The organism is Antarctobacter sediminis (genome assembly GCF_019218285.1).
Taxonomy (GTDB): domain Bacteria; phylum Pseudomonadota; class Alphaproteobacteria; order Rhodobacterales; family Rhodobacteraceae; genus Antarctobacter; species Antarctobacter sediminis.
Genome location: NZ_JAHUZG010000013.1, coordinates 1 through 23699, shown reverse-complemented (window position 1 = coordinate 23699; position 23699 = coordinate 1). Strand labels below are relative to the sequence as shown.

The 23699-nt window shown below is 61.3% G+C and carries 25 protein-coding genes; 14 read left to right on the top strand and 11 right to left on the bottom strand.

The window, feature by feature from the left end; all coding sequences use genetic code 11:
* Positions 1 to 282: 282 nt before the first annotated feature.
* On the bottom strand, positions 283 to 933 hold the full coding sequence (locus KJP30_RS24705) for a ChrR family anti-sigma-E factor (protein WP_218452219.1): 651 nt from the start codon (positions 931 to 933) through the stop codon (positions 283 to 285).
* A 7-nt stretch (positions 934 to 940) separates the two neighbouring features.
* Entirely contained in the window at positions 941 to 1501 is a 561-nt protein-coding gene (locus KJP30_RS24700; RefSeq protein ID WP_224874787.1) for a sigma-70 family RNA polymerase sigma factor, read from the bottom strand.
* Positions 1502 to 1737: 236 nt separating this feature from the next.
* Here KJP30_RS24700 and KJP30_RS24695 point away from each other — a divergent pair, with 236 nt between their 5' ends.
* From KJP30_RS24695 to KJP30_RS24675, 5 genes are all read left to right on the top strand, one after another.
* Positions 1738 to 3033 (top strand): NAD(P)/FAD-dependent oxidoreductase, encoded by a 1296-nt coding sequence (locus KJP30_RS24695; protein WP_218452218.1) that lies wholly within the window; start codon positions 1738 to 1740, stop codon positions 3031 to 3033.
* A complete protein-coding gene (locus KJP30_RS24690) occupies positions 3030 to 3815 on the top strand; it encodes a DUF1365 domain-containing protein (protein WP_218452217.1) in 786 nt (261 codons plus the stop codon). Before KJP30_RS24695 ends, KJP30_RS24690 begins: the two co-directional genes overlap by 4 nt.
* A complete protein-coding gene (locus tag KJP30_RS24685; protein ID WP_218452216.1) occupies positions 3815 to 4381 on the top strand; it encodes a DUF3833 domain-containing protein in 567 nt (188 codons plus the stop codon). The genes KJP30_RS24690 and KJP30_RS24685 overlap by 1 nt, the downstream gene beginning before the upstream one ends.
* Complete coding sequence (locus tag KJP30_RS24680) at positions 4378 to 5109, top strand: SDR family NAD(P)-dependent oxidoreductase (RefSeq protein WP_218452215.1); 732 nt, start codon at positions 4378 to 4380, stop codon at positions 5107 to 5109. Before KJP30_RS24685 ends, KJP30_RS24680 begins: the two co-directional genes overlap by 4 nt.
* Positions 5110 to 5172: 63 nt before the next feature.
* Complete coding sequence (locus KJP30_RS24675; protein ID WP_218452214.1) at positions 5173 to 5502, top strand: DUF3775 domain-containing protein; 330 nt, start codon at positions 5173 to 5175, stop codon at positions 5500 to 5502.
* A gap of 27 nt (positions 5503 to 5529) precedes the next feature.
* Here the strand turns inward: KJP30_RS24675 and KJP30_RS24670 are convergent, their stop codons facing one another.
* Positions 5530 to 6783 carry a DNA polymerase IV gene (locus tag KJP30_RS24670; RefSeq protein WP_218452221.1) on the bottom strand — a complete coding sequence of 418 codons (1254 nt, stop codon included), beginning with the start codon at positions 6781 to 6783 and terminating at the stop codon, positions 5530 to 5532.
* Between the two features lie 34 nt (positions 6784 to 6817).
* Here KJP30_RS24670 and KJP30_RS24665 point away from each other — a divergent pair, with 34 nt between their 5' ends.
* Positions 6818 to 7249, top strand: a complete 432-nt coding sequence (locus KJP30_RS24665) for an NUDIX hydrolase (RefSeq protein ID WP_246594751.1) — start codon at positions 6818 to 6820, stop codon at positions 7247 to 7249.
* Between the two features lie 89 nt (positions 7250 to 7338).
* Here KJP30_RS24665 and KJP30_RS24660 read toward each other — a convergent pair whose 3' ends face one another.
* Positions 7339 to 7584 (bottom strand): hypothetical protein, encoded by a 246-nt coding sequence (locus KJP30_RS24660; RefSeq protein WP_218452213.1) that lies wholly within the window; start codon positions 7582 to 7584, stop codon positions 7339 to 7341.
* 293 nt (positions 7585 to 7877) lie between these two features.
* Between KJP30_RS24660 and KJP30_RS24655 the strand changes: the two genes are divergently transcribed.
* Together KJP30_RS24655 and KJP30_RS24650 are read left to right on the top strand one after the other, a co-directional pair.
* On the top strand, positions 7878 to 8771 hold the full coding sequence (locus tag KJP30_RS24655; RefSeq protein ID WP_218452212.1) for an SPFH domain-containing protein: 894 nt from the start codon (positions 7878 to 7880) through the stop codon (positions 8769 to 8771).
* Complete coding sequence (locus tag KJP30_RS24650) at positions 8771 to 9058, top strand: NfeD family protein (RefSeq protein WP_218452211.1); 288 nt, start codon at positions 8771 to 8773, stop codon at positions 9056 to 9058. Before KJP30_RS24655 ends, KJP30_RS24650 begins: the two co-directional genes overlap by 1 nt.
* A 6-nt stretch (positions 9059 to 9064) precedes the next feature.
* Here the strand turns inward: KJP30_RS24650 and pyrF are convergent, their stop codons facing one another.
* Positions 9065 to 9781: an orotidine-5'-phosphate decarboxylase gene (pyrF, locus tag KJP30_RS24645; RefSeq protein WP_218452209.1), complete on the bottom strand. Its 717-nt coding sequence runs from the start codon at positions 9779 to 9781 to the stop codon at positions 9065 to 9067.
* A 78-nt stretch (positions 9782 to 9859) separates the two neighbouring features.
* On the bottom strand, positions 9860 to 10414 hold the full coding sequence (locus KJP30_RS24640; protein WP_218452208.1) for a carboxymuconolactone decarboxylase family protein: 555 nt from the start codon (positions 10412 to 10414) through the stop codon (positions 9860 to 9862).
* Positions 10415 to 10609: 195 nt separating this feature from the next.
* On the opposite strand from KJP30_RS24640, the gene clpB reads away from it, so the two are divergent.
* Positions 10610 to 13225: an ATP-dependent chaperone ClpB gene (gene clpB, locus KJP30_RS24635; protein WP_218452207.1), complete on the top strand. Its 2616-nt coding sequence runs from the start codon at positions 10610 to 10612 to the stop codon at positions 13223 to 13225.
* 96 nt (positions 13226 to 13321) lie between these two features.
* Here clpB and KJP30_RS24630 read toward each other — a convergent pair whose 3' ends face one another.
* From KJP30_RS24630 to KJP30_RS24620, 3 genes are all read right to left on the bottom strand, one after another.
* Entirely contained in the window at positions 13322 to 14287 is a 966-nt protein-coding gene (locus KJP30_RS24630; RefSeq protein ID WP_218452206.1) for an ankyrin repeat domain-containing protein, read from the bottom strand.
* A 111-nt stretch (positions 14288 to 14398) separates the two neighbouring features.
* Positions 14399 to 15163, bottom strand: coding sequence for a class II aldolase/adducin family protein (locus KJP30_RS24625; RefSeq protein ID WP_218452205.1), 765 nt, complete (start codon positions 15161 to 15163; stop codon positions 14399 to 14401).
* Positions 15160 to 16350, bottom strand: coding sequence for a TauD/TfdA family dioxygenase (locus KJP30_RS24620; RefSeq protein ID WP_218452204.1), 1191 nt, complete (start codon positions 16348 to 16350; stop codon positions 15160 to 15162). Before KJP30_RS24620 ends, KJP30_RS24625 begins: the two co-directional genes overlap by 4 nt.
* 97 nt (positions 16351 to 16447) lie before the next feature.
* Between KJP30_RS24620 and KJP30_RS24615 the strand changes: the two genes are divergently transcribed.
* A complete protein-coding gene (locus KJP30_RS24615; RefSeq protein WP_218452203.1) occupies positions 16448 to 17362 on the top strand; it encodes a GlxA family transcriptional regulator in 915 nt (304 codons plus the stop codon).
* 41 nt (positions 17363 to 17403) lie between these two features.
* On the opposite strand, the gene KJP30_RS24610 is transcribed toward KJP30_RS24615, so the two are convergent.
* Positions 17404 to 17886 (bottom strand): fasciclin domain-containing protein, encoded by a 483-nt coding sequence (locus tag KJP30_RS24610; RefSeq protein WP_218452202.1) that lies wholly within the window; start codon positions 17884 to 17886, stop codon positions 17404 to 17406.
* A 213-nt stretch (positions 17887 to 18099) separates the two neighbouring features.
* Positions 18100 to 18543 (bottom strand): DUF302 domain-containing protein, encoded by a 444-nt coding sequence (locus KJP30_RS24605; RefSeq protein ID WP_218452201.1) that lies wholly within the window; start codon positions 18541 to 18543, stop codon positions 18100 to 18102.
* Between the two features lie 129 nt (positions 18544 to 18672).
* Here KJP30_RS24605 and KJP30_RS24600 point away from each other — a divergent pair, with 129 nt between their 5' ends.
* From KJP30_RS24600 to msrQ, 4 genes are all read left to right on the top strand, one after another.
* Complete coding sequence (locus KJP30_RS24600; RefSeq protein WP_425515732.1) at positions 18673 to 20217, top strand: FMN-binding glutamate synthase family protein; 1545 nt, start codon at positions 18673 to 18675, stop codon at positions 20215 to 20217.
* A gap of 135 nt (positions 20218 to 20352) precedes the next feature.
* Positions 20353 to 21825 (top strand): pyridoxal phosphate-dependent decarboxylase family protein, encoded by a 1473-nt coding sequence (locus KJP30_RS24595; RefSeq protein ID WP_218452199.1) that lies wholly within the window; start codon positions 20353 to 20355, stop codon positions 21823 to 21825.
* Between the two features lie 103 nt (positions 21826 to 21928).
* Positions 21929 to 22861 (top strand): protein-methionine-sulfoxide reductase catalytic subunit MsrP, encoded by a 933-nt coding sequence (msrP, locus tag KJP30_RS24590; protein WP_218452198.1) that lies wholly within the window; start codon positions 21929 to 21931, stop codon positions 22859 to 22861.
* Positions 22861 to 23463, top strand: a complete 603-nt coding sequence (msrQ, locus tag KJP30_RS24585) for a protein-methionine-sulfoxide reductase heme-binding subunit MsrQ (RefSeq protein WP_218452197.1) — start codon at positions 22861 to 22863, stop codon at positions 23461 to 23463. The genes msrP and msrQ overlap by 1 nt, the downstream gene beginning before the upstream one ends.
* The last annotated feature ends 236 nt before the right edge of the window (positions 23464 to 23699 follow it).

The window sequence follows — 23699 nt, the reverse complement described above, 5'->3', positions numbered from 1 at the left end:
GCGGGGTGGAGCAGCCCGGTAGCTCGTCAGGCTCATAACCTGAAGGTCGTAGGTTCAAATCCTACCCCCGCAACCAAATTAAAAAACCAGGCCGCACCTGAAAGGGTCGCGGCCTTTTTAATATTCCAAAGTCAAAATATCCAAAAAATATCAACAAAAAAAGGGAAGACCAAACCCCAAACGCGCGTCACCAAACTCAGTTCACACCAAATGCCGCCGACTTGTACAGCGAACGGATCCGATGAAAAACCGATCCAGCCTCCCCAGATCCAATAACGTGTATCAAATCCGGAAAAACGGCTGCGCCAGACGTGCAAGTCCCTTCAAACGCAATGGCGCATCGGTAACTGCAAGACAAATGCAGTCTTCTGAAATGTCGGCAACCGGCGTGTGATGCAGCCCCTCATTGGCAATTTCTATGTCACCGCGGGCGAAATAGCCTTCGTCATCCTGAAACGCGCCTTTCAGAACGAGCGTCAGTTCGATCCCTCGATGTCCGTGATCCGGCATCGCTGTTCCCGCGGGGATATACAGCAGGCGTGCCGTCGCTTCGGAGGACGTCTTGAGGATCGCTTGCTTTACCCCCAAGGCAACTGGACGCCATTTGACCTCGTCCAGAGAGCCGCCAATGTAATCCCGCAATGGGGCCGGTGCGACCGGATCCTGCGGCACGCGAATGTCACGAGGAGAGGGCGTGTCTGATCCGCGAATCAGAGCAAGTGCGCCTTCAAGGCAGGCGCCGCTGACCGCGGTTGCCGCATCTGCGTCTTCGAGAAGCGCACCACCAATGGCATCATGCGCTTCGACAGCCGCACGGCATTCGTCACACATGGATATATGGGTCGCAATGATCAGGTTGACCGCTTCGGGCAAGGTGCCGGCGGAATACCCAAGGATCAGGTCTTCGGTCAGATGATGTTGGATCGTCGTCATGGCGGTATCAAACCCTGTCCATAGCGTGTCTTAGGCGTTGCAGAGCCAGTCGGATACGGGATTTGATCGTGCCAAGGGGCAGTCCCGTCGCTTCGGCAATCTCGCTGTGCGTCAGATCGCCAAAGTAGGCCTTTTCGATCAACTCCCGCTGTTTCGCGGGGAGAGAGGCCAGAGCCTCTCCCAGGTGTTCGGTTTCCTGTTGCAGGCTGACCTGATCCTCTTGGTCAGGTTCTGCTTCGGGGCCCCAAGGAAGGTCCTCGGGTTCGGGCCTCTTTTGCCTGCGCAGAACGTCGATCCTGCGATTGCGGGCAATCGTAAATACCCATGTGGCGACAGAGGCGCGGGACGGATCGAACTGTGCCGATTTTTGCCAAACGGTCGCCATGACCTCCTGCACACATTCCTCTGCCAAGGCCGCATCTGCGCCGGAACGCATGAGGAATGCTTTTAACCGCGGAGCGAAGTGGTTGAAGAGTTCCACAAACGCAGCTTCGTCTCGCTCGTCGCGGATACGCGCCAGTACGGCGGACCAATCTTTTACATCTTCCGCTGTTTGCTCGACGTTCACGCGTTTGGCCCCATTGGATCCTCTGCCCCCTGAATGCCGCTTGGGCGGGGGTGCCGCAACAGTCGTGGCGTCGCGGGGGTCAAAGGGTTCAGATGCGCCAAACATAGTGACTCTACGCAGGTCTGTGCAAAATGGATCACCTTTTTTCTGCATTTAATTTGGGTTCATTTTCATCCGGAACGCGCTGCCACCCGTAGCAATAGCTGACAACGGTGACAGCAAGGGACGACCCACACATGCCATTCGAATCCAGCGCCACACCAGCACGTAAGATCGCCGTGATCGGAGGTGGCATCTCGGGGATGGGGGTGGCGAATATGTTGGGCGACGCTCATCAGGTCACTCTGTTTGAAACGGCGCAGCGCCTTGGCGGTCATGCCCGCACCAAGCTGGCCGGCCGCAATGGGAATCAGCCGGTCGATACCGGCTTCATCGTTTTCAACTACGCGAACTATCCACTACTGACCTCGCTTTTTGACAGGTTGGATGTGCCGGTTGCGAAATCCGATATGAGCTTTTCCGCCAGTCTGCGGGGCGGTGCGATGGAATACGGGTTGCGCGATTTGCGCGCCGTATTTGCGCAAAAGCGAAATGCGCTCAACCCACGGTTCCTCAGCATGATCCGGGACATCCTCAAGTTCAATTCCCGCGCGTTGGACGCGGCCCGTGATCCATCGGTGCCTTTGGGGGATTTTCTTGACCAGATGGGGACAGGGGATTGGTTCCGAGACTATTACCTCTTGCCGCTGTCCGGGGCGATCTGGTCCACGCCAACGGACAAGATCCTTGATTTCCCGGCCTATGCGCTAATCCGCTTTTTCGAAAACCATGCCCTGCTCAGCCACACTGGCCAGCATCAGTGGTACACGGTCAAGGGCGGGTCCAGAGAGTATGTCGACCGTCTTGGCGCGGCGATGCGGGCCCAGGGTGTTGACCTGCGTATGGGCGCACGGGTCGCGGCGGTGCGCCGCGTGCCTGCTGGTGTGGAAATCCGCTTGCAGGGCGGTGACTGGGAGCTGTTCGACGAAGTGGTTTTTGCCACCCATTCCGATGACACTTTGCGGCTGTTGTCCGACGCCCGGCCCGAGGAGCGCGCGGCACTGGAAAAAATCGCATATCAGCCGAACCGGATCGTGCTGCACGCAGATAGCACGCTGATGCCGCGGCGAAAGGCGTGTTGGTCATCGTGGAACTACACCGAAGCCCCCCGGAAAGAAATGAACTGCATCGACCTGACCTATTGGATGAACTGTCTTCAGCCGATCCCCGACGATGATCCGATGTTCGTGACACTGAACTCGACCAGACCGATCCGCGAAGAGTTGATCTACGACGAGGTCGTCCTGCGCCATCCGGTCTTTGATCTGGCCGCGCTGGGGGCGCAGCGCGCGATCGCAGAGATGAACGGAGCCAGCGGAACGTGGTTCTGCGGCGCTTGGATGAAGAACGGTTTTCACGAAGACGGATTGGCCAGCGCCGCCGAAGTGGCCGAGGCCATCCTCGCCCGTGGCACCGTGAAGGAGGCCGCATGACAGTGATCGACTTGATCCGCGGGCATTCCTATCACGGGCGCAAGGGCTCTGTGTCCAACGCCTTTCGCTATTCGGTGGATTACGTGATGCTGGATGCTGAGGCCACGCTCCGCGGCCCCCGTCTGTTTTCGCGCAACCGAGGCAACCTTGCCTCGGTGCAGGACCGCGATCACGGTGGTGCGCCCGGTCTGGGGCAGGGCGCAATCTGGGCGCGCGAGGTTCTGGCGTCGCATGAGATCACCGCCGACGGCCCTCTGATGCTGCTCGCGCAGCCGCGCCTGTTGGGACATGTCTTCAATCCGGTTTCTTTCTGGCTGGCCTATCACGGCGACCAGCTGCGCGCGGTGATTGCCGAGGTCACCAACACTTTCGGTGACAGGCATTCGTATCTCTGCGCCCATGCCGATGGCGCTCCGATCTTGCCCAGCGACCGGATAGAGGCGCAAAAGATCTTTCACGTGTCGCCATTCCAGCCGATTGCGGGCGGCTACAGCTTTCGGTTCGACATTCGCGCAGATCGTATCGGTATCTGGATCGACTTCACCCATGCCGATGGCGGGGTGATCGCCACACTTTGTGGCCCACGTGTCCCGTTGACCAACCGTGAGATCCTGCGCTCGGCCCTGCGACGTCCGTTCGGCGCGCGCCGGGTGCTGGCGCTGATTCACTGGCAAGCTCTCAAGCTTTGGTGGAAGGGCGCGCGTTACCGGACCCGCCCGACACCACCGGTATCTGAGGTCAGCAACGGGCACTATCCCTCGAATATCAAGGAGGCGTCATAATGGAGGCACTGGTTTTCCTTGTTCTGGGCGCGGTCGCGATGCTGACGCTCATGCTTGTGATGCCGAAATGGCTGGGTTTTGCCGCGCAAACACCTGCGGACTATGCCGATGACAAGGGGGCAGCTTTTGATCTGCGCCATCATTTGAACGGCCCGCTGATTTGCGAAGGTGTGATCTATGGCCCAACAGGCCGCGTGACCTCGCGTTTCGTGGGCGAGTTCATGGCCCGCTGGGATGGCAACCAAGGCGTGATGGATGAACATTTCCGCTATGATTCCGGCGCGGAACAGCATCGCAGTTGGAAACTTACCCTTGGAAATGACGGTCGCATCCGGGCAACCGCGCCGGACGTTGTCGGCGAAGGGCAGGGCATGCAAAGCGGTCCGACGGTGCAACTGCGCTATCGGATAAAGCTGGACGAAGACGCGGGCGGCCACGTTCTGGACACCACCGACTGGATGTATCTTGCACCGAACGGGACCATCGTGAACCGGTCGCAGTTCCGAAAGTTCGGCATCAAGGTCGCGGAACTGGTCGCCACGATGCGGCAGAAGGAACCGGCGTGAGACAGTGGCAGGGCAAACGCTATTGGCTGGTGGGCGCAAGTGAAGGGCTGGGCGCTGCGCTGGCCCACCGGTTGAGCCGGGAGGGCGTGTCACTGGTTCTGAGCGCCCGCAGCGAAGACAAGCTGAGGGATCTGGCTGGTGCCTTGCCCGGTCCGGCCGAGATCGCCCCGCTGGACGTGACCGACGCCGAGGCGCTGGACGAGGTGGCGCAAAGGATCGGCGATCTGGACGGTGTAATTCAGGTGGCCGGGGCCTACTGGCCTTTCGGAGCAAAGGATTGGGATGCGCGACAGGCCAATACCATGGCCGATGTGAATTTTACCGGTGCCATGCGGCTGACCGGGGTCGTGATCCCGCGTTTCGTGGCGCGCGACTCGGGGCATTTCGTGCTGACCGGGTCTTTGTCAGGTTACCGGGGGCTGCCCGGGGCCGCGCCATACGTGTCGTCAAAGGCCGGGGTCATGGCGCTGGCAGAGTCGCTTTATGCGGATCTGCGGAAAACGGGCGTTGACGTTCAGTTGTTGGTGCCGGGCTATATCCGCACCCGGCTGACAGAAAAGAACGAGTTCACCATGCCCTTCATCATGGACCCGGAAGATGCAGCCGAAATCTGCTTTCGGCATATGTCTGGCACGCGGTTCCAAAGGGCCTTTCCCAGTGCGTTTTCCCTGTTGTTCCGGGGCAGCCAGCTTTTGCCCGATTGGCTCTACTTCCGGCTTTTTGCGTAAGATCAAGGTTTGACTTCCGCTCCTGCGTCATCTTCTCTCGGCGCACATACAAGGAGACGCGAGATGGAAAACATCAGTCCGCGAAAGGTGGCCGCCGTCATCGTGATGGCCCGCGAACTGGACCGTGCCGAAAACGAACTGCGTGGCCTGATCGACCGGATGGACGAAGAGGAACAGGCCGCTCTGGTTGCGGTCATGTGGGTCGGGCGCGGTGCCTTCGAAGCCGAAGATTGGGCCGAAGCCTATGAAACCGCGGTGGCCGAGGCGACGACACCAACAGCTGAATACCTGATCGGCACGCCACATCTGGCCGATAACCTTGAGGCCGGGCTGGAGGCTTATGGCTTTGATGCCACCGGCGAAGAAGACGACCTGATGCGTCGCGGGGCGTAAGCGTTCAATAAAACGCTCAATCCGCGGTCAGCGCAGCGCGCGCCCCTTGAGGATCGCGCCCTCGCCGAATTTTGCGCGGATCGCGTCTGTGGCGCGTTCCGCCTTGGCCCGGGTTCCGGCCTGCGGATCCAGAAGATCGCCAGAGATGTCCGCCTGATCCTCTGGCACCAGATCCGAGAGACCGGCACCGATCAGGCGATAGCTTTTCCCGGTTGGCATCTGGTCGAACAGCGCCCTCGCGGTGCGATAGATCCGGTCGGCGATCTGCGTGGCATCCGGCAAGGCCGTCCGCCGTGTCACGATGCGAAAATCCGATTGGCGGAGCTTGAGCGTCACGACCCGACCGGCCATGCCTTTGGCCTTGGCGCGGTCGGCGACCTTTTCGGCCATGCGCCACAGGTGGCCATCCAGAATATCGGGGTCTGACGTATCTTCGAAAAACGTGGTCTCGTTCGAAATGCTTTTCATCGGAGCATTGCGGGTTACGCGACGCTTGTCCTCGCCTCGGGCGAGATGCCAGAGCCGGTCCCCCATTGATCCGAACCGCGCCACGAGGTCCTGTTTGTCCCAGCGCAACAGGTCCTCGAAGGTGCGGATGCCCGCGCGTTCCAGCGCGCCCTGCGTCGCTTCCCCCACGCCCCAGATCATACGGATCGGTTTGGGGCGCAGGAAAGCCTGGGTTTCGGCAGCACCGATCACGGCAAAGCCGCGTGGCTTGTCCAGATCCGAGGCGATCTTGGCGAGGAACTTGTTGTGCGACAGGCCGATAGAACCGGTCACTCCCAGTTCGTCCTTCATGCGTTTGACCAGCCGGGCCAACATCACCGCAGGGGGCGCGCCATGCAGCCGCGCGGTGCCGGTCAGATCAAGAAAGGCCTCGTCCAGAGAAAGCGGTTCGATGGCGGGGGTCAGTTCCTCCATCATCGTTCGGATCTGGCGTGAGACTTCGGCGTAAACGGACATCCGCGGTTTGACCACGACGGCATCGGGGCACAGGTCCAGCGCCTTGAACATCGGCATGGCGGATCGCACCCCGCGAATCCGCGCCACATAGCAGGCGGTGGACACAACACCGCGCCGACCGCCCCCGATGATCACCGGCTTGTCAGCCAACTCTGGATTGTCGCGCTTTTCCACGCTTGCGTAAAATGCGTCGCAGTCCATATGGGCAATAGAGAGATCCCACAGTTCGTCATGTTCGATCACCCGCGGCCGTCCACAGGAAGGACAGCGGGTTCCGGTTTCGAACTGGGTCAGGCAATCGCGGCACAGGGCGGGCATGGCGCCAATATAGGCCGCAGCAAACGGGGGCGCCATGAGCGATCCAAGACAGATGTTCACGGGCGCCAAACTGATGCTCTTCGCGGGTGAGCAGCTTTTGGTGCTGCGCCGGGATCGTAGACCGTCGATCCCATGGCCCGGTTATCTTGATTTTCCGGGGGGTGAACGCGACGGCGATGAAACGCCAGAAGCCTGCGCCATTCGCGAAACCAATGAAGAGCTTGGCCTGACCGTGGACAAAGCCGCGCTTCGCCTTGCGCATGTGCGCGATGACGCGGGCAAGATCAGCTGGTTCTTCGCGGCGCATCTGCCGCAAGGAGCCGTTGGAGAGGTGGTCTTTGGCAACGAGGGCGAAGGGTGGTCCGCCATGCGCCCCGAGGCCTTTGTCGCGGCCGAGGATGCGATCCCGCATTTCCGGGACATCCTGCGCGACTACATGGCAAAAAAGCCGGGACCCGCTGGGTAGGGCGCGGGCCCCGGCAGGAAGCCGCCGCATTCCGAGGGACTAGGGGAAGCGGCGGTGCGGCTCATACAGGCGTATATGGAGCCGAATTCTCAGGCGGCGGAGGGCATTTCGGTGGCGGGTTCGCGCAACTGCATTCGTTCTGGCGTACCCAGCGCTAGGCGGGCGCGCATCCACAGGCCGCGGGCGGCCTCTTCGAAATCGGTGGTGACGGGGGCCGCGTACTGGCTGGCGACCCGCAACAAGCCTTGCGGGGTGACGACGGTGACCAGGGCCTCGAAACACTGCTCGGCGGCATTGTAGCGCACCTGGTCGATGCGGGGGGTCCACGTGCTCATTTCGCTCTCCTAACCTCATGCCCTTGTCGGGCTTATCCACAAGAGGTAGGGACAGATTGACGGTATTTCATCGGGTCAACAGGTCAGGAATACCCCCGCGCGACGGGGAATTTTCGCAAGTTTTCGCCTGTTTTTAGGGTTTTGGGCGATGGATCGCCTGCGCGGCAGTGCCTTGGGAACGACGGGCGTGCCTTTGGCGTTTGCATAAGGGCGGTTGGTATAGCCCTCTCGCCTTCCACTTCCCTTTCAGGTCTGCAATGCTGCGGTCATTCAAGCAGCCGGAGGGTGATTTCATGAGCGGCAACGACATTCCGATCGATTTTTCCGGGGGCAATATCGTCTGGCTGTTGCTGGCGGGGTTCATCATCCTCTGCATCCTTCTGGGGGTGCGGATCGTACCGCAATCCGAGAAATACGTGGTCGAACGCTTTGGACGGCTGCGCGCGGTGCTGGGGCCGGGGATCAACCTGATCGTGCCTTTCATCGACAAGGTGCGGCACAAGATTTCCATTCTCGAACGCCAGTTGCCGGATGCGACGCAGGACGCGATCACATCGGACAACGTCTTGGTGCAGGTAGAGACCAGCGTATTTTACCGCATCCTCGAACCGGAAAAGACCGTCTACCGCATCCGCGACGTGGACGGGGCCATTGCCACCACGGTGGCGGGGATCGTCCGGGCCGAAATTGGCCGGATGGAACTGGACGAGGTGCAATCGAACCGCAGCCAGTTGATTGGCGAGATCAAGAAAAACGTCGAGGATGCGGTGGACGACTGGGGGATCGAGGTCACGCGGGCCGAAATCCTTGACGTGAACCTTGATGAGGCCACACGCGAGGCGATGTTGCAGCAGCTTAACGCTGAACGCGCCCGTCGGGCCTTGGTGACCGAGGCAGAAGGCCAGCGGCGCGCCGTTGAATTGCAGGCCGACGCCGAGCTCTATGCCGCCGAGCAGGCCGCCAAGGCCCGCCGCATCACCGCCGATGCCGAGGCCTACGCTACGCAGGTCATCGCAAAGGCGATTCAGGACAACGGGATCGAGGCGGCGCAATATCAGGTGGCGCTAAAGCAGGTCGAGGCGCTGACCACAGTCGGTTCCGGCGAAGGCAAGCAGACAGTGCTTTTGCCGGCGAACGCGCTGGATGCCTTCACCGACGCCTTCAAAATGCTGAAGGGGAAAGCCTGATGGGGCTGGGCTGGAATGTTTGGTGGGTCTGGATGGCAGGCGGCATCGCGCTGGCCATCCTTGAACTGTTGGCGCCCGGTTTCATTTTTTTGGGCTTTGCCATAGGCGCGCTGGCGATGGGGCTATTGTTCCTGCTGACCGGCGGCACGATGCTGGGCGGGTCGCTGCCGCTGACGCTTTTGACCTTTGCGATCCTGTCGCTGGTGGCTTGGTTTGCGCTGCGTCAGGCGATGGGGGTCCGCAAGGGGCAGACCCGCATCTGGGATCGGGACATCAACGAGGACTGACCCCGGTCAGCCGTTCGGCTGTTGTGCCTGCGGCGAAGCCATTTCCGACAGGATCGCCTGTGCGGCGGCGCGAGGGTCTGGCGCGCGGTGGATCGGACGGCCGACGACGATATGGTCCACGCCGTCGCGGACGGCCTGCGCCGGGGTGGCGATCCGCTTTTGATCGCCAACATCGGCGCCAGCCGGACGAACGCCCGGGGTGACGATCAAACGCCCTTCGGCCTGCGGCAAGGCGCGCACCAGCGCCGCCTCATTCGGAGAGCAGATCACCCCGTCGGCCCCAGCCTCAAAGGCCCGGCCCGCGCGTGTCTGGACAAGGTCCGGAATGTCGCCCGGCTGGATCAGCGCCCCGTCCAGATCCTCGCGGTCCAGCGAGGTCAGGATGGTCACCGCCAAGATCTTGGTCTGCGAACCCGCCGCGCCTTCCTTGGCGGCACGCACAACGTAGGGGTCGCCATGGACGGTAAGAAAGTCGAGATCGAATTGCGCCACACCGCGCACGGCGGCCTCGATCGTCGCGCCGATGTCGAACAGCTTGAGGTCAAGAAAGATCCGCTTGCCATGTTCCTGTTTCAACTCGTTGGCCAGCGCCAGACCGCCGCCGGTCAACATGCCCAGCCCGATCTTGTAGAAGGACACCGCGTCGCCAAGGCGATCCACCAGTTCCATGCCGGCAATCACATTGGGCACGTCTAGGGCTACGATCAGGCGGTCGTCGGACATGGGGCTCTCCTGTTTGGGGTCCCGGCGTCAATGCAAGCCCGGCGGCGTCCCGTCAAGCGGGCGCTGCGCCGCGCCCTGTCAGATCACGCCGATCCGCCGACCAAAATCCACGTAGCTGTCCATCCGGGGCAGGGCAGAGTCATCTGCCACGTTGGTCGCAGGCAATGGCTGCACTCCGGTGCCCTCGACGATCCGGTTCATCAGGTTGAAGACGGCGCAGACCTGAACCGCATCAAAAAGCGCCTCTTCGCTCCACCCGGCGTCATGGACCGCTCGGGCGTCTGCCTCGACCATCCGCGAGGGGGAGAGGGTCAGTTTGTGCACGTAATGCAGGATCGGGCGAAGGCGGTCGTCGACCCCGGCGCTGTCCAGATCCTCCAGCATGGCCGCGACCAGAGGTTCGGGGATGCCATGGGCGCGGGCAAACACCACATGGGCATCCAGACAGAAACGGCAGGCGTTCAGGCTGGACACATAGGCGGCAATCAACTCGCGCTGGGCCACGCTCAGCTCGCTTTCGCCGCGCATGACAGCGTCATTGAGTTCAAGTAGCGGGCGAACCGCGGCGGGGAAGCGCCGAAAGACATCGGCCAAAAGCGGGGCATCGGGCAGCGAGGGGAACAATTGGGACATGGGATTTCCTTTGTGATGCCCGATGATGATCGCCTGCTTTTCCCCTGCGGCGCAACGCCGTTGCTTTTTTGCAACGCGCTGCTCTTGAACAGATCATCGCGCAGGGCCATCTTGGATGCGAGGCCCTGACAAAGCCGCGTGCCGCAAAGGCGGGCGTGGCGGACTTCAAAGGGCGCTTGTTGGAAGGAGTGAGACATGAACTTGGAGAAGTTCACGGAACGTGCGCGCGGATTCATCCAAGCCGCGCAGACAGTTGCGATGCGAGAGAGCCATCAGAAACTGGCCCCGGAACATTTGCTCAAGGCCCTGCTGGAAGACGAAGAGGGCATGGCGGCCAACCTGATCGCGGCCTCGGGCGGTGTGCCCGATCGCGTGGTGCAGGTGGTTGACACAAAGCTGGCCAAGATTCCCAAGGTTTCGGGCGATGCGGGCCAGATCTATCTGGATTCGGCCACCGGCAAGGTGTTGGACGAGGCCGAGAAGCTGGCCCAGAAGGCGGGCGACAGCTATGTGCCGGTCGAACGGATGCTGACGGCGCTGGCCATGGTGCGCAGCCCCGCCAAGGAGGCACTGGAGGCAGGCAATGTCACGCCGCAAAAGCTGAACGAGGCGATCAACGACGTGCGCAAGGGCCGCACGGCGGATACCGCGAATGCCGAAGACAGCTATGAGGCGCTGAAGAAATACACGCTGGACCTGACCGACCGCGCCCGCGAGGGCAAGATCGACCCGATCATCGGCCGGGACGAGGAAATCCGCCGTACCATGCAGGTGCTGAGCCGCCGGACCAAGAACAACCCGGTTCTGATCGGTGAGCCGGGCGTCGGTAAGACTGCGATTGCCGAGGGGCTTGCCCTGCGGATCGTGAACGGCGACGTGCCGGAATCGATCAAGAACAAGCGTCTGCTGGCTTTGGACATGGGCGCTCTGATCGCAGGTGCCAAATATCGCGGTGAGTTCGAGGAGCGGCTGAAGTCGATCCTGTCCGAGGTGACCTCGGCGGCGGGTGAGATCATCCTGTTCATCGATGAGATGCACACGCTGGTTGGCGCGGGCAAGGCGGACGGGGCGATGGATGCCTCCAACCTGCTGAAACCGGCGCTGGCTCGTGGTGAGCTGCACTGTGTGGGTGCGACCACGCTGGACGAATACCGCAAGCACGTTGAGAAAGACGCGGCACTTGCGCGGCGCTTCCAACCCGTGATGGTCGAGGAACCGACCGTCGAGGATACGATTTCGATCCTGCGTGGCATCAAGGAAAAATACGAGCTGCACCATGGTGTGCGGATCTCGGACTCGGCCCTTGTGACCTCGGCGACGCTTTCGCACCGCTATATCACGGACCGGTTCCTGCCGGACAAGGCCATCGACCTGATGGACGAAGCCGCCAGCCGTCTGCGCATGGAGGTGGACTCCAAACCTGAGGAACTGGACGCGCTGGACCGCGACATCCTGCAAAAGCAGATCGAGGTCGAGGCGCTGCGTCTGGAAGACGATCAGGCGTCCAAGGATCGGCTGGCCAAGCTGGAAAAGGATCTGTCCGAGCTGCAACAGCAATCGGCCGAGATGACCGCGCGCTGGCAGGCGGAACGGGACAAGCTGGCCTCTGCCCGCGATCTCAAGGAAGAGCTGGACCACCTCCGGGCCGAGCTGGAAACCGCCAAACGCGAAGGCAACTTTGCCAAGGCAGGTGAACTGCAATACGGGCGCATCCCGGAACTGGAGCGCAAGCTGGGCGAGGCGGAAACCGAAAGCGATGACGTCATGGTCGAAGAGGCCGTGCTGCCGGAACATATCGCCAGCGTCGTGGAGCGCTGGACCGGTATCCCGACTTCGAAGATGCTGGAAGGTGACCGTGAAAAGCTGCTGCGGATGGAAGATGAACTGCACAAGCGGGTCATCGGCCAAAGCCAGGCGGTGACGGCGGTGTCCAACGCGGTGCGCCGGGCGCGGGCCGGTCTGAACGATGAAAACCGGCCGCTGGGCTCGTTCCTCTTCCTTGGACCGACCGGTGTCGGCAAGACCGAGCTGACCAAGGCGGTGGCCGATTTCCTCTTTGACGACGACAGCGCGATGGTCCGCATCGACATGTCCGAGTTCATGGAGAAACACGCCGTCGCCCGTCTGATCGGTGCGCCTCCGGGCTATGTCGGCTACGACGAAGGCGGCGTCCTGACCGAGGCCGTGCGGCGCCGTCCCTACCAGGTGGTGCTGTTCGACGAGGTCGAAAAGGCGCATCCGGACGTGTTCAACGTGTTGCTGCAAGTGCTGGACGATGGCGTGCTGACCGATGGTCAGGGCCGGACTGTGGACTTTAAACAGACGCTGATCATCCTGACGTCGAACCTTGGGTCTCAGGCGTTGAGCCAACTGCCCGAGGGCGCGGACAGCGGTCAGGCCAAGCGTGACGTGATGGACGCCGTGCGGGCGCATTTCCGCCCCGAGTTCCTGAACCGTCTGGACGAGACGATCATTTTCGACCGCCTCAAGCGGGACGATATGAGCGGCATCGTGGACATCCAGTTGGCGCGGTTGCTCAAACGGCTGGCAGCGCGCAAGATCCGGCTGGAGCTGGACGACGCGGCGCGGACATGGCTGGCGGACGAAGGCTATGACCCGGTGTTCGGCGCGCGGCCGCTCAAACGGGTGATTCAGCGATCGCTGCAAAACCCGCTGGCCGAGATGCTGCTGGCCGGAGACGTGTCAGATGGCGATGTGGTCGTCGTTTCGGCGGGGGCCGAAGGGCTTTTGATCGGTGACCGTGTCGGGGCAACCAACCGGCCCAAGCCGGACGATGCCGTGGTCCACTGACACTGTGGACACTGTGAAAATGCCAAAAGGCGGGGGCAACCCCGCCTTTTTTCTTACGCATGTCACAAAGGAACGGTGCGCTTTCGCAACGTGGGGTTACCCTTGGTACGTGTCGATCAGGCGTGCCACCTCGGGATAGCCGCTGTGTTCTGCCAGCCGGGCCGGGGTCAGGCCGTCATAGCCGGTCAGGTCGGTCCTTACACCGGCCTCCAAAAGCACCCGTGTGGCCTCGATATGGCCATGCCAAGCTGCGTCATGCAGGGCGGTGTACCCGTTAAAGGGGCCTTGAATGTTGGCGATTTTGCCGAAATCCGGATGTGCGCAAAGATGACGCAAAACTTCGGCGCGGCCCATGTAGGCAGCTTTATGCGCGGGATGGGCACGCATGAAATTTCCGACCAGTGTCATGTCGGCCCCTGCGGCGAGCAGGGCTGCCACAACATCGGCCAATCCGTCACGCGCGGCGATCAACAGGGCAGAGTGCCCGGGATTGTTGGTGCTCGACGCTCCGGCCACTTCGTTCGGATCTGCCCCATCGCTCAGCAAGCTACGGATCAGAGCGGTCTTGTTTTTCTCTGCCGTGGTGGGGTCTTCCAGCGCGGTGATGATCGACAGCGCGGGCCGGGCCTGACGCCAGTGCGCAAAAGCCGCGCGGATGGCCTTGTCCTTCTCGACCTCGTAGGGGCCGCTGCCGCCTCCGATCATTTCTTCGGCAGTGGCACCGGTGCGGGCGCGGATGTCGACGTCAATCTCTGGCTGCGCCAACAGGTGTTCGACCACTGCGGTTTGACGGTGCCACACGGCGACCATCAAAGGTGTCATGCCGTGGCTGTGGGCTTGCAGATTTACCAGCGCACCGCGTTGCAACAGCAAGTCCACAACGCTGACCGATCCCCCCTGCGCGGCATAGTGCAGGGCGCTTGCCCCCATTGTCGCGTCCAGTTCGAGCAGCGGGTGTCCGTCGTCCAGCGCTGCCTGCACCGCCGAAAGCGCGCCCCGTGCCGCGTGGCGATGAAGGGCGGGCAGCCCGCTGTCGTGAGCGTTCAGGGCGTGGCGTTTCATGTCGGTCTCCGGCCAATGGAATTTCTGGGTCAGGCCGATAAGGGGATCAGGGCGTCGAATTTCAACGGCATCCCGGCGGGCCGGGATGCTTTGTTTGTCAACACGTCCGGGTTATTCGGCGTACTCGGGGCTGCGTTTGTCCAGCATCCGGATCAATCCTGCCCATTCAGTTTTGCCGTCATAATTGTAGTGTTCGGACCGGGCCATCTGATCCTGGTAGCGGGCAACCTTCTGCGGGTCGATCAGGTGCAACTCGCGCCCCATCGACAGCGTCTTGATCTGGGTCGAACAGGTCTGGCGCAGGAAATAGGCGCGGAAGAACGCCTCGGCCGCCGTGGTGCCAAGCGCATAATAGCCGTGGTTGCGGCTGATCAGGATCTGGTGCCGGCCAAGCGTTGCGATGAAATGCTGGCCAAAGCTCTCGTCCTCGTCGAATTCGTATTCGATATAGCCGGTCAGGTTGCCAAGGTAGATCGCGGGCTGGTTCAGAGGCAGCAAACCGTCTTGGATTGATCCGACCGCCATGACCTCTTCCTCGTGGCCGTGAACAAAGAACATCGCCTCGGGGCGTGCGCCAAAGATCCATTGGCAAAGGTTCTGCACGCCATCGTTCAGCCATGGGCCGTCAGGGTCCACGGGCAGGCCATCGGGCCCGATCTTGATCATCGCCGAGGCGGTCGCCTCTTCCCAGAACATGCCATAGGGGTGAACCAGGTAATGATCGGGCTGGTCCGGGACGCGCGCCGCAACGGCGCCATTGGCCAGATCCGACATGCCGTATTGCGCAAGGATGCGGAAAGTGGCGGCAAGATCGACCCGGGCCAGCCATTCGGCCTTGCTACAGGTGGTCGGGGTGACATTGGCTGCGATGTTCATGCTGTGGTTTCCTTGGAAAGGGTGCGTTCAAGGGTTCGGATCGCGGAATGCAGGTCATCCCGGTCCGAGTAGATGCCTTCGATAAAGCGTGTGCCGCCCTGCGCGTCATAGCCGTTGCGGCCATGCAGAGCCCGGCGGTTGTCAAATGCCAGAAGGTCGCCGGGCCGATAGGCAAATGTCATCTGGTATTTTGGATCCTGCGCCCGCGCGGCAAAGGCGCGGTAGCTGCGATAGGCGCGGTCCTGATCGGCCAGCGAGGCCACCAGCGGCGCCCGAAGCCATGTGTTGTAGCGGATCCCGGTGATCCTGCCGGTTCCGTCACGTTCGACCACCGGGCCGGTCGCCTTGTAACTGTTGGTCTTGGATCGGTTGTTGTAGGTCCAGCTGATCTCGCAAAGCGCCTTGAAATGGTCCGGCTCTTGCTCTGCCAGATCGCGGGCAATGCGGTAGGCATCAGCATAGATACCTTCGCCGCCGCTGGTGCTATTGTCCCGGCAGAACAGGAATTGCAGCCCGTGCGGGCGTTCGCGCGTTGGCATGTCGATGTGCTGCATCAGCGCGTCCGAGGTAAAGGCGTTGCTGTCCGGATGGTCCTTGATTTCAAGCGTGTACATCCGGCCGAAATTGGATTCCCGTGCTGGCCCGATGCGTTCCACGACCTGCATCAGCAACCCGTCCTCATTCGGCATGTTTTCCAGCCGCGCCACGCCATAATCGCGAAGCGCCCTCAGCCAGGCCAGAAAGATTGCCGGATCACGCAGGGCTTCGGTGCCGTCGAAACTGGGCGGGGTGGGCTGTTCCTCGGCGGTCCAAAACACTTCGGTCGGTTGCGCCGGGGGGTGGCCAAACCATGCATTGCCATGCAGCCAACCGGGGTGGAACCGGCTGGCAGGCCTGTCGTGGGACCAGTGCACAGTGACGGCGCCGTTGGCTGCGATCTCTGCCGAACGGACGGCAAGGTCCTCTGGCAGGGCCAGCGGCGACAGCGTGGTTTCCCGTGACAGCGGGTGCAGTGTGTCTGCCGAGGGGTCATTCTCGGCCAAAAGGAACGGGTGATAGCGGCTGGTCGTGCCATCTGCCCATTCCACTGCCAGCGCACCGTCCTTTCCATGAACGGCCACCGGTGCCACTGTTACAGGCCAGTGGTCGAAATCCGGCGTGATCGGGTATTGATCCAAGTCCTTCATGTACAAACCTCCCTTTTACGAGGTCAGGATAGGATCTGTCCGCATCTGCCGGTTGATGCTAGGTGACGTATTCCATGCATCAAAAAACGGTTGGGTCATGGTTCAGATTGCGATTCACGTGGCGGACGGTTTCCCGATCCTGTCGCTCACCCTGATCACGGAACCCCTGCGGGTCGCGAACCGGGAGTTGGGGCGGCAGCGGTTTGAGTGGCTGGCCGTCTCGGACAGGGGCGGCACCTGCCATTCCTCCAGCCGCATCCCGTTAGAGACCGCGGCCCTGCCCAAAGAGATTCCAGAGGCGGCCATTCTGCTTGCCTCTTACAAGCCGGACAGTTCGTCGACGGCAGAAACGCTGGCGTGGCTCAGGCGGTTGGACCGCAAGGGGTGCCTGCTGGGCTGCGTCGATACCGGGGCGCTTGTTTTTGCGCGGGCGGGCCTATTGGGCGTGCGCCCGGCGGCCACCCACCCCGAGGCGATGGCCGGGTTTCACAGGCAGTTCCCCGACAGTCTCTTTGTGGACCGAATGTTCGATTTCTCGCCGCCAAGATTTTCCAGCGCGGGCGGCGTGGCGACATTGGACATGACGCTGGCGCTGATCGCGCATTTCACCAATCCGCGTCTGGCGCAGAGGGTAGCGCAGATCCTGACCTACGAACCGCCGGTGGCCGGATGGATGCCGCAAGCCGTACCGCCAAGCATGCCGAAAGAGTTGCGCGACGCCGTTGCGATCATGCAGGCGAATTTGTCACGAGGTAAGAGCATTTCCGAGGTGGCGGGGGCGCTGGGCGTTCCGGTGTGGAAACTGAACCGGCTGTTCAACCGGTATCTGCACAGCTCTCCGACTTCGTATTTCGTGCGCCTGCGGCTGGCCAAGGCGCGCGACATGCTGCGAAATACGACGCTGCCGGTCGGAGAGATTGCGACGGAATGCGGCTATGACAATGCAGAGGCTTTCAGCCGGGCTTATCGGTCACGATATGAATGTGCGCCAAGCCTTGACCGGGATTTGTAGATGCAAGGCCCACGCTGGGTGGGCCTTGCGAATTGAGCGGTTTACATGCCGGGCATGATGACCTTGTCGATCACGTGGATCACACCATTCGACGCCTCGATGTCGGCGGTGACAACGCTGGCCTCATCCACCATCACGCCATTGTCGAGATCAATGGTGATCTCATCGCCCTGAACGGTGGCGGCTTTCATGTCGTCGACCAGATCGGTCGACATGACCTTGCCGGCCACCACGTGGTAGGTAAGGATCGCGGTCAGCTGATCCTTGTTTTCCGGCTTGAGCAGGTTTTCCACCGTGCCTTCGGGCAGGGCTGCAAAGGCCGCGTCGGTCGGGGCAAAGACAGTCAGCGGGCCGTCACCTTTCAGCGTGTCCACCAGACCGGCGGCGGTGGCAGCGGCCAGCAGGGTCTCAAAGCTGCCGGCGTTCTTGGCGGTGTCGACGATGTCCATCGAGTGGCCGCCAGCAAAGGCCGGTGCTGCAAAGGCGAGAGCTGCGGTGGCGGCGAAGAAAGTCTTGCGGATCATGGGTAACCTCCATTGGTTCGCTTGGGACGATGTGTCCGTCACATCGCCCTTGCTACGGAGGGACATGCGCAACTGGATCAGCGCAAAATCTGCTGGTTGCCGCTTGACCGGGCGGGTCGCCCGGCTAAGCGCAGGCCAAATCCTGTTTCCAGTTACATCTTTGTGATCGATCCGGCGGAAATTGCGCCTGACAGCGCGCAAGGATCAGCGCATTCAGTCGATCCCGATGGCGGCCCGGGCGATGTCGTCGAGCATCTTCTCGACCTTCTTCATCTCGCCCTCGGGGTAGCTGCGGAAGCCGATGGTGGTGGTGTCGGGCGTTTCAGGGCGAACGATGACGAAGATGTCATAGGGGCAGAACACAACATTCATCGGGTTTGCCTCCATCACTTCGCGGCTGATCTTGGCCGAGCAGAAGCTGAAGATGTCCGCCTGAGTAAAGATCGTCACATCCGAACCGACGTCCGCCTTGGTGCGTTCCAGCATGTCGCCGGTGTGGCTGACGCTGTCGATCACAAGCCCCGCGTCGAGGATCGCGTTTTCCAACCCAAAGACCACGTCGTCAAAGCTTTGATCCGTGTCGTAGCTGACAATGCCATCGGCCAGAGCGCCGGTGGCCGCCAAGGCCAGCGCCGCGGCGCCAAGAAAATGTTTCATGCTCTCTCCCTTTCACGAATTACGCAGACGGGCTGCCATTCGTCTGTGATGGTGGCAAAGTAACGCTAGAGCATCTTCATGGCCTTGAGGCAAATCAACACATTCTGGGGGTAGAATATGGAATACGCGATGGCTGCGCTGCAGTACCTGGCGCTGTTCTTCGTCTTCATGATCGGCGTGGCGGTGGCCCTGGTCATCATCATGTTCGTGATCGACAAGACGCAGACAGGGGATGCGATTCGGCGGAATTACCCGGTGATCGGCCGCTTCCGGAACCTGTTTACCGAACTGGGCGAGTTCTTTCGCCAGTATTTCTTTGCCATGGACCGCGAGGAAATGCCGTTTAACCGTGCGCAGCGGAACTGGGTCTACAACGCCAGCGGCGGCAAGGGGAACACCGTGGCCTTCGGGTCGACGCGGAACCTGAACATTCCCGGTACGCCGATCTTCATGAACGCGGTTTTTCCGCCGCTGGACGATCAATATGCCTCGACCGAGCCGATGATGATCGGCCCCTTTTGTCGCGAACCTTATCTTGCGCCTTCGATCTTCAACATCTCGGGCATGTCCTACGGTGCGATTTCGAAACCGGCGGTCCGCGCACTGAGCCGGGGGGCCAAGAAGGCGGGCGTCTGGTTGAACACGGGCGAAGGCGGGTTGTCCCCTTATCACCTCGAAGGGGGCTGTGACATCGTCTACCAGATCGGGACGGCGAAGTTCGGTGTGCGCGACCACGAGGGCAACCTCAGCGATGCCAAGCTGAAAGAGATCGCCGCCAATCCCAACATCAAGATGTTCGAGATCAAGCTGAGTCAGGGGGCAAAGCCCGGCAAGGGTGGCATCCTGCCGGCGGCCAAGATCGACGAAGAGGTTTCGAAGATCCGGGGCGTGCCGATGGGAAAGGACGCGATTTCGCCCAACCGGCACCGCGAAGTCGACGATTTCGACGACCTGTTGAACCTGATCGGCCACATCCGCGAAGTCACGGGCAAGCCCGTCGGCTTCAAAACCTGTATGGGTTCGGCTGATCCGTGGTTCGCCTTTTTCAAGAAGATCAAGGAACGCGGCGACGAAAGCGCGCCGGATTTCATCACCGTGGACGGGGGCGAAGGCGGCACCGGTGCCGCGCCTCTGCCGCTGATCGACCTTGTGGGGCTGCCGCTGAAAGAGGCGCTGATCCGCATGGTGGACCTGCGCGACCTTGCAGGCCTGCATGACCGGGTGAGGATCATCGCGGCGGGCAAGCTGATCAATCCGGGCGACGTGGCATGGGCGATCTGCCTTGGCGCGGATTTCGTGACCTCGGCGCGCGGGTTCATGTTCAGCCTTGGCTGCATCCAGGCGTTGAAATGCAACAAGAACACCTGCCCGACGGGGATCACGACTCATATCCCCTCGCTGCAAAAGGGGCTCGTTGTTTCGGAAAAGGACAAGCGTGTGGCAGCCTATGCCAAGTCGGTGATTGGCGAGGTGGAAACCATCGCCCATTCGGTCGGCGTGGCCGAGCCGCGCCAGATGCGGCGGCGTCACGTGCGGGTGGTCAAGGATGACGGCACCTCGGTCCAGATGAACGAGATTTACCCTTCGGTACGGCTGACCGATGGCGGCGCGGCAGGCAACCGCATGTTCGAAGAAGCGTTGCGGCGAATGCAAGTGGACGCCAAGGCACCCTGACGGCTCTTTCCGTTCTCAGGCCGGCGGTTTGTTTTGCCGAATTGCCGGCCAGCGACGGCGAGTCCTGTGGTAGACTGGCGCGATGACCAAGTGACCTTTTCAAAGAAAGTCATTTTCAATCGCGCGGAGGACGCCATGGACAGGGCTGTGCCGAAGAGTATCGAAGAAACATTGGACCCGGAAGATTGGGCCGGAGTGCGGGATCTGGCACACCGGGCCATTGACGATGCTATCGCCCACATACGCGATGTCCGGGAGCGACCGGTCTGGCAGGATCTGCCACCCGGGGTCAGGGCGGCCTATGAACGGCCCTTGCCGATGGCACCTCAGGCGCTGGGCGAGGTCTATGAAGAACAGCAAAAGGTGCTGATGCCTTTCCCGATGGGCAACATCCATCCAAGGTTCTGGATGTGGTACATGGGGTCAGGCAGCTTTAGCGGAGCGTTGGCCGAGTTCCTCTCGGCCATCGACGGTTCCAATCTGGGTGGGGGCAACAATGCCGCGGCCTACATGGACAATCAGGTGGTGGCTTGGTTGAAGCAGATGATGGGCTTTCCGGCCGAGTCCAGCGGCACGTTGGTCAGCGGGGGGTCGATGGCCAATATCATCGGCCTGACGGCGGCGCGAAATGCCAAGGCAGGCGTCGATTTGCGCGCCGAAGGCGTGGCAGCCATGCCGAAACCCCTGCGCTTCTATGGATCCGATCAAATTCACAGTTGTCACCAGAAGGCGGTTGAACTGCTGGGGCTGGGCAACAAGGCGTTGCGGCGGGTGCCATCGTTGCCGGACTTTCGGATGGATGTCACAGCCTTGAAAGAGATGATCGCCAAAGACCGTGCCGCCGGTCTGCGCCCTGCCGCCGTCATCGCCACGGCGGGCACCGTGAACACCGGGGCCATCGACGACTTGCCCGCGATCGCCGCGCTGTGTCGGGCCGAGGACATGTGGTTCCATGTCGATGGCTGCATCGGGGCGCTGATCGCCATCGCTCCGGAAAATGGCCATCTTGTGGCCGGGTTGGAACAGGCGGATTCCATGGCGCTTGATCCGCATAAATGGCTGCATGTGCCGTTCGAGGCCGGATGCGCGCTTGTCCGCGATGCATCGCTGCACCGGGATACCTTTGCTGTGCATCCCGAATACCTTGAGGAAAAGCCGCGCGGGATCGCGGCCAATGAATACCTGCACGATTACAATCTTCAGACGTCGCGGGCCTTTCGCGCCCTGAAGGTCTGGATGACACTCAAGGAACATGGGGTCGAAAAGTTCGGTCGGCTGATTGATCAGAACATCGCGCAGGCGCAGACCTTGGCCCGGATGGTCGACGCCACGCCCGAGCTAAAGCTGATGGCACCCACCACGATCAACATCACCTGTTTCCGCTACGAACCGGGCCCCTTGTCCGAAGAGGACCTGCGCGCCCTGAACACGGAGATCATGTTGAGGCTGCAAGAGGCAGGGATCGCCGCGATTTCGGACACCACGGTGGCCGGTCGCCACAGTCTGCGAGTGGCGATCTGCAACCACCGGACACGTACCGACGATCTGGAAATTCTGGTGCGCGAGGTTTTGCGGATCGGAACCGAGGTCGCCGCGGGGGCTTTCTGATCCTCTGTGTTACAGCCGCGTGACGGCAACGTGAGACAGTGTTTGTTTGGGTTTCGAGGCGGGTCGACTAGGTTTTTGCCAAGATACACCCGCTGGAGGATTCATGGCACACCGCTGGACAAACAAGCTTACCCGCTCTGACGTGACACCGGAGCCGCTTTTCCTGAACCGTCGTCGCGTGCTTGCGGGCCTTGGCCTTGGCGCGGGGGCAGCGGCCGGACTGGGCGGGCTGGCGCTGGGCAGTATGCCGGGCGCGGCACAGGCGCAGGACGCGTTGGAGCCAAACGCCTTCGACGACATCACCTCATACTGCAACTATTACGAATTTGGCACGCGCAAGGACGATCCGGCCAAGAACGCGCACCTGCTGACCACCGAACCCTGGTCGATCAAGATCGACGGGATGGTGGACAAGCCGGGCGATTACGCGCTGGGCGACATCCTGAGCCAGATGACGATCGAGGAACGCATCTATCGGTTCCGCTGTGTCGAGGCGTGGTCGATGGTGGTGCCTTGGAACGGGTTTGAACTGGCTGACCTTCTGAACTTGGCGGGTGTTCAAGCGGGGGCCAAATACGTGGCCTTTGAAACCGTCTATCGCCCCGAGGAAATGCCCGGCACCCGCTATCGCGTGCTGGACTGGCCCTATGTTGAAGGGCTGCGTCTGGACGAAGCCATGCATCCGCTGACCATGATGGCGACCGGGATCTACGGAAAGCCGATCCCGAACCAGAACGGTGCGCCGATCCGTCTGGTGGTGCCGTGGAAGTACGGATTCAAATCGATCAAGTCGATCGTCCGCATTACCCTGACAGACACACAGCCGCCGACGTCTTGGAACAAGGCCGGGCCCCGGGAATACGGATTCTATTCCAATGTGAACCCGACAGTGGATCACCCCCGTTGGAGCCAGGCGACCGAACGCCGCCTTGGCGGCGGACTGTTTGCCAAGCGACAGCCGACCCTGATGTTCAACGGCTACGAAGAGGACGTCGCGGCGCTTTATGACGGCATGGACCTCAAGGCGAACTACTGATGTTGGTTGAGAGGCTCAACAAAGGGGCGCGCAAACTGCCCACGTGGATTGTCTATCTTTTGTTGGCATTGCCGGCGCCCTTCTACCTGTATCAGGGGCTGACAGGGGGCTTGGGGGTAGAACCGATCAAGGCGCTGGAACATGCGCTGGGAGAGTTTGCGTTGCAACTGGCCATTGCCGGACTGGCCGTCACCCCTTTGCGCCGTATGGCCGGGCTGAACCTGCTGAAGTTTCGCCGGGCCATCGGGATCATGACATTTACCTATGTGTTCCTGCACCTGCTGGTTTGGCTGGTTCTGGACGTACAACTGATCGGGCAGATCTGGGCGGACATCGTCAAACGTCCCTACATCACCGTCGGGATGGCTGCGTTCCTTCTGATGCTTCCCTTGGTGGCGACCTCGAACAACTGGTCGGTGCGGCGTCTGGGCCCGCGTTGGCGCAAGCTGCATCGGCTGACCTACCCGGCAGTGCTATTGGGTGGCGTGCATTACCTTATGCTGGTGAAGGGGTTTCAGATCGAACCTTTGATCTACCTTGCCGTCATCCTTGGCCTGCTGGCGCTGAGGATTCGCCTGATTCCTCGTGCCAAACTGGCCTGAGGCCGATTCCTTGCCGTGATTCCCAGAGAAATCCGCCTTCGGGCGGATTTTTCGTGTCCCCATTTGTCTGGGTTCTTAGTTTTTGGTGTGTGACTCGGTTGTTTTGTTTGGTTTGGTTGTGGGTAATGCTGTGGGTAAGTTTGGTTTGGTGGTTTGGGTTGGGTATTTGGGGGTGTTGTCTGGGTTGGTTTGACCTTTTGGTTCAGAAATCTTTCGGACTAAGCTGTTGATATTGT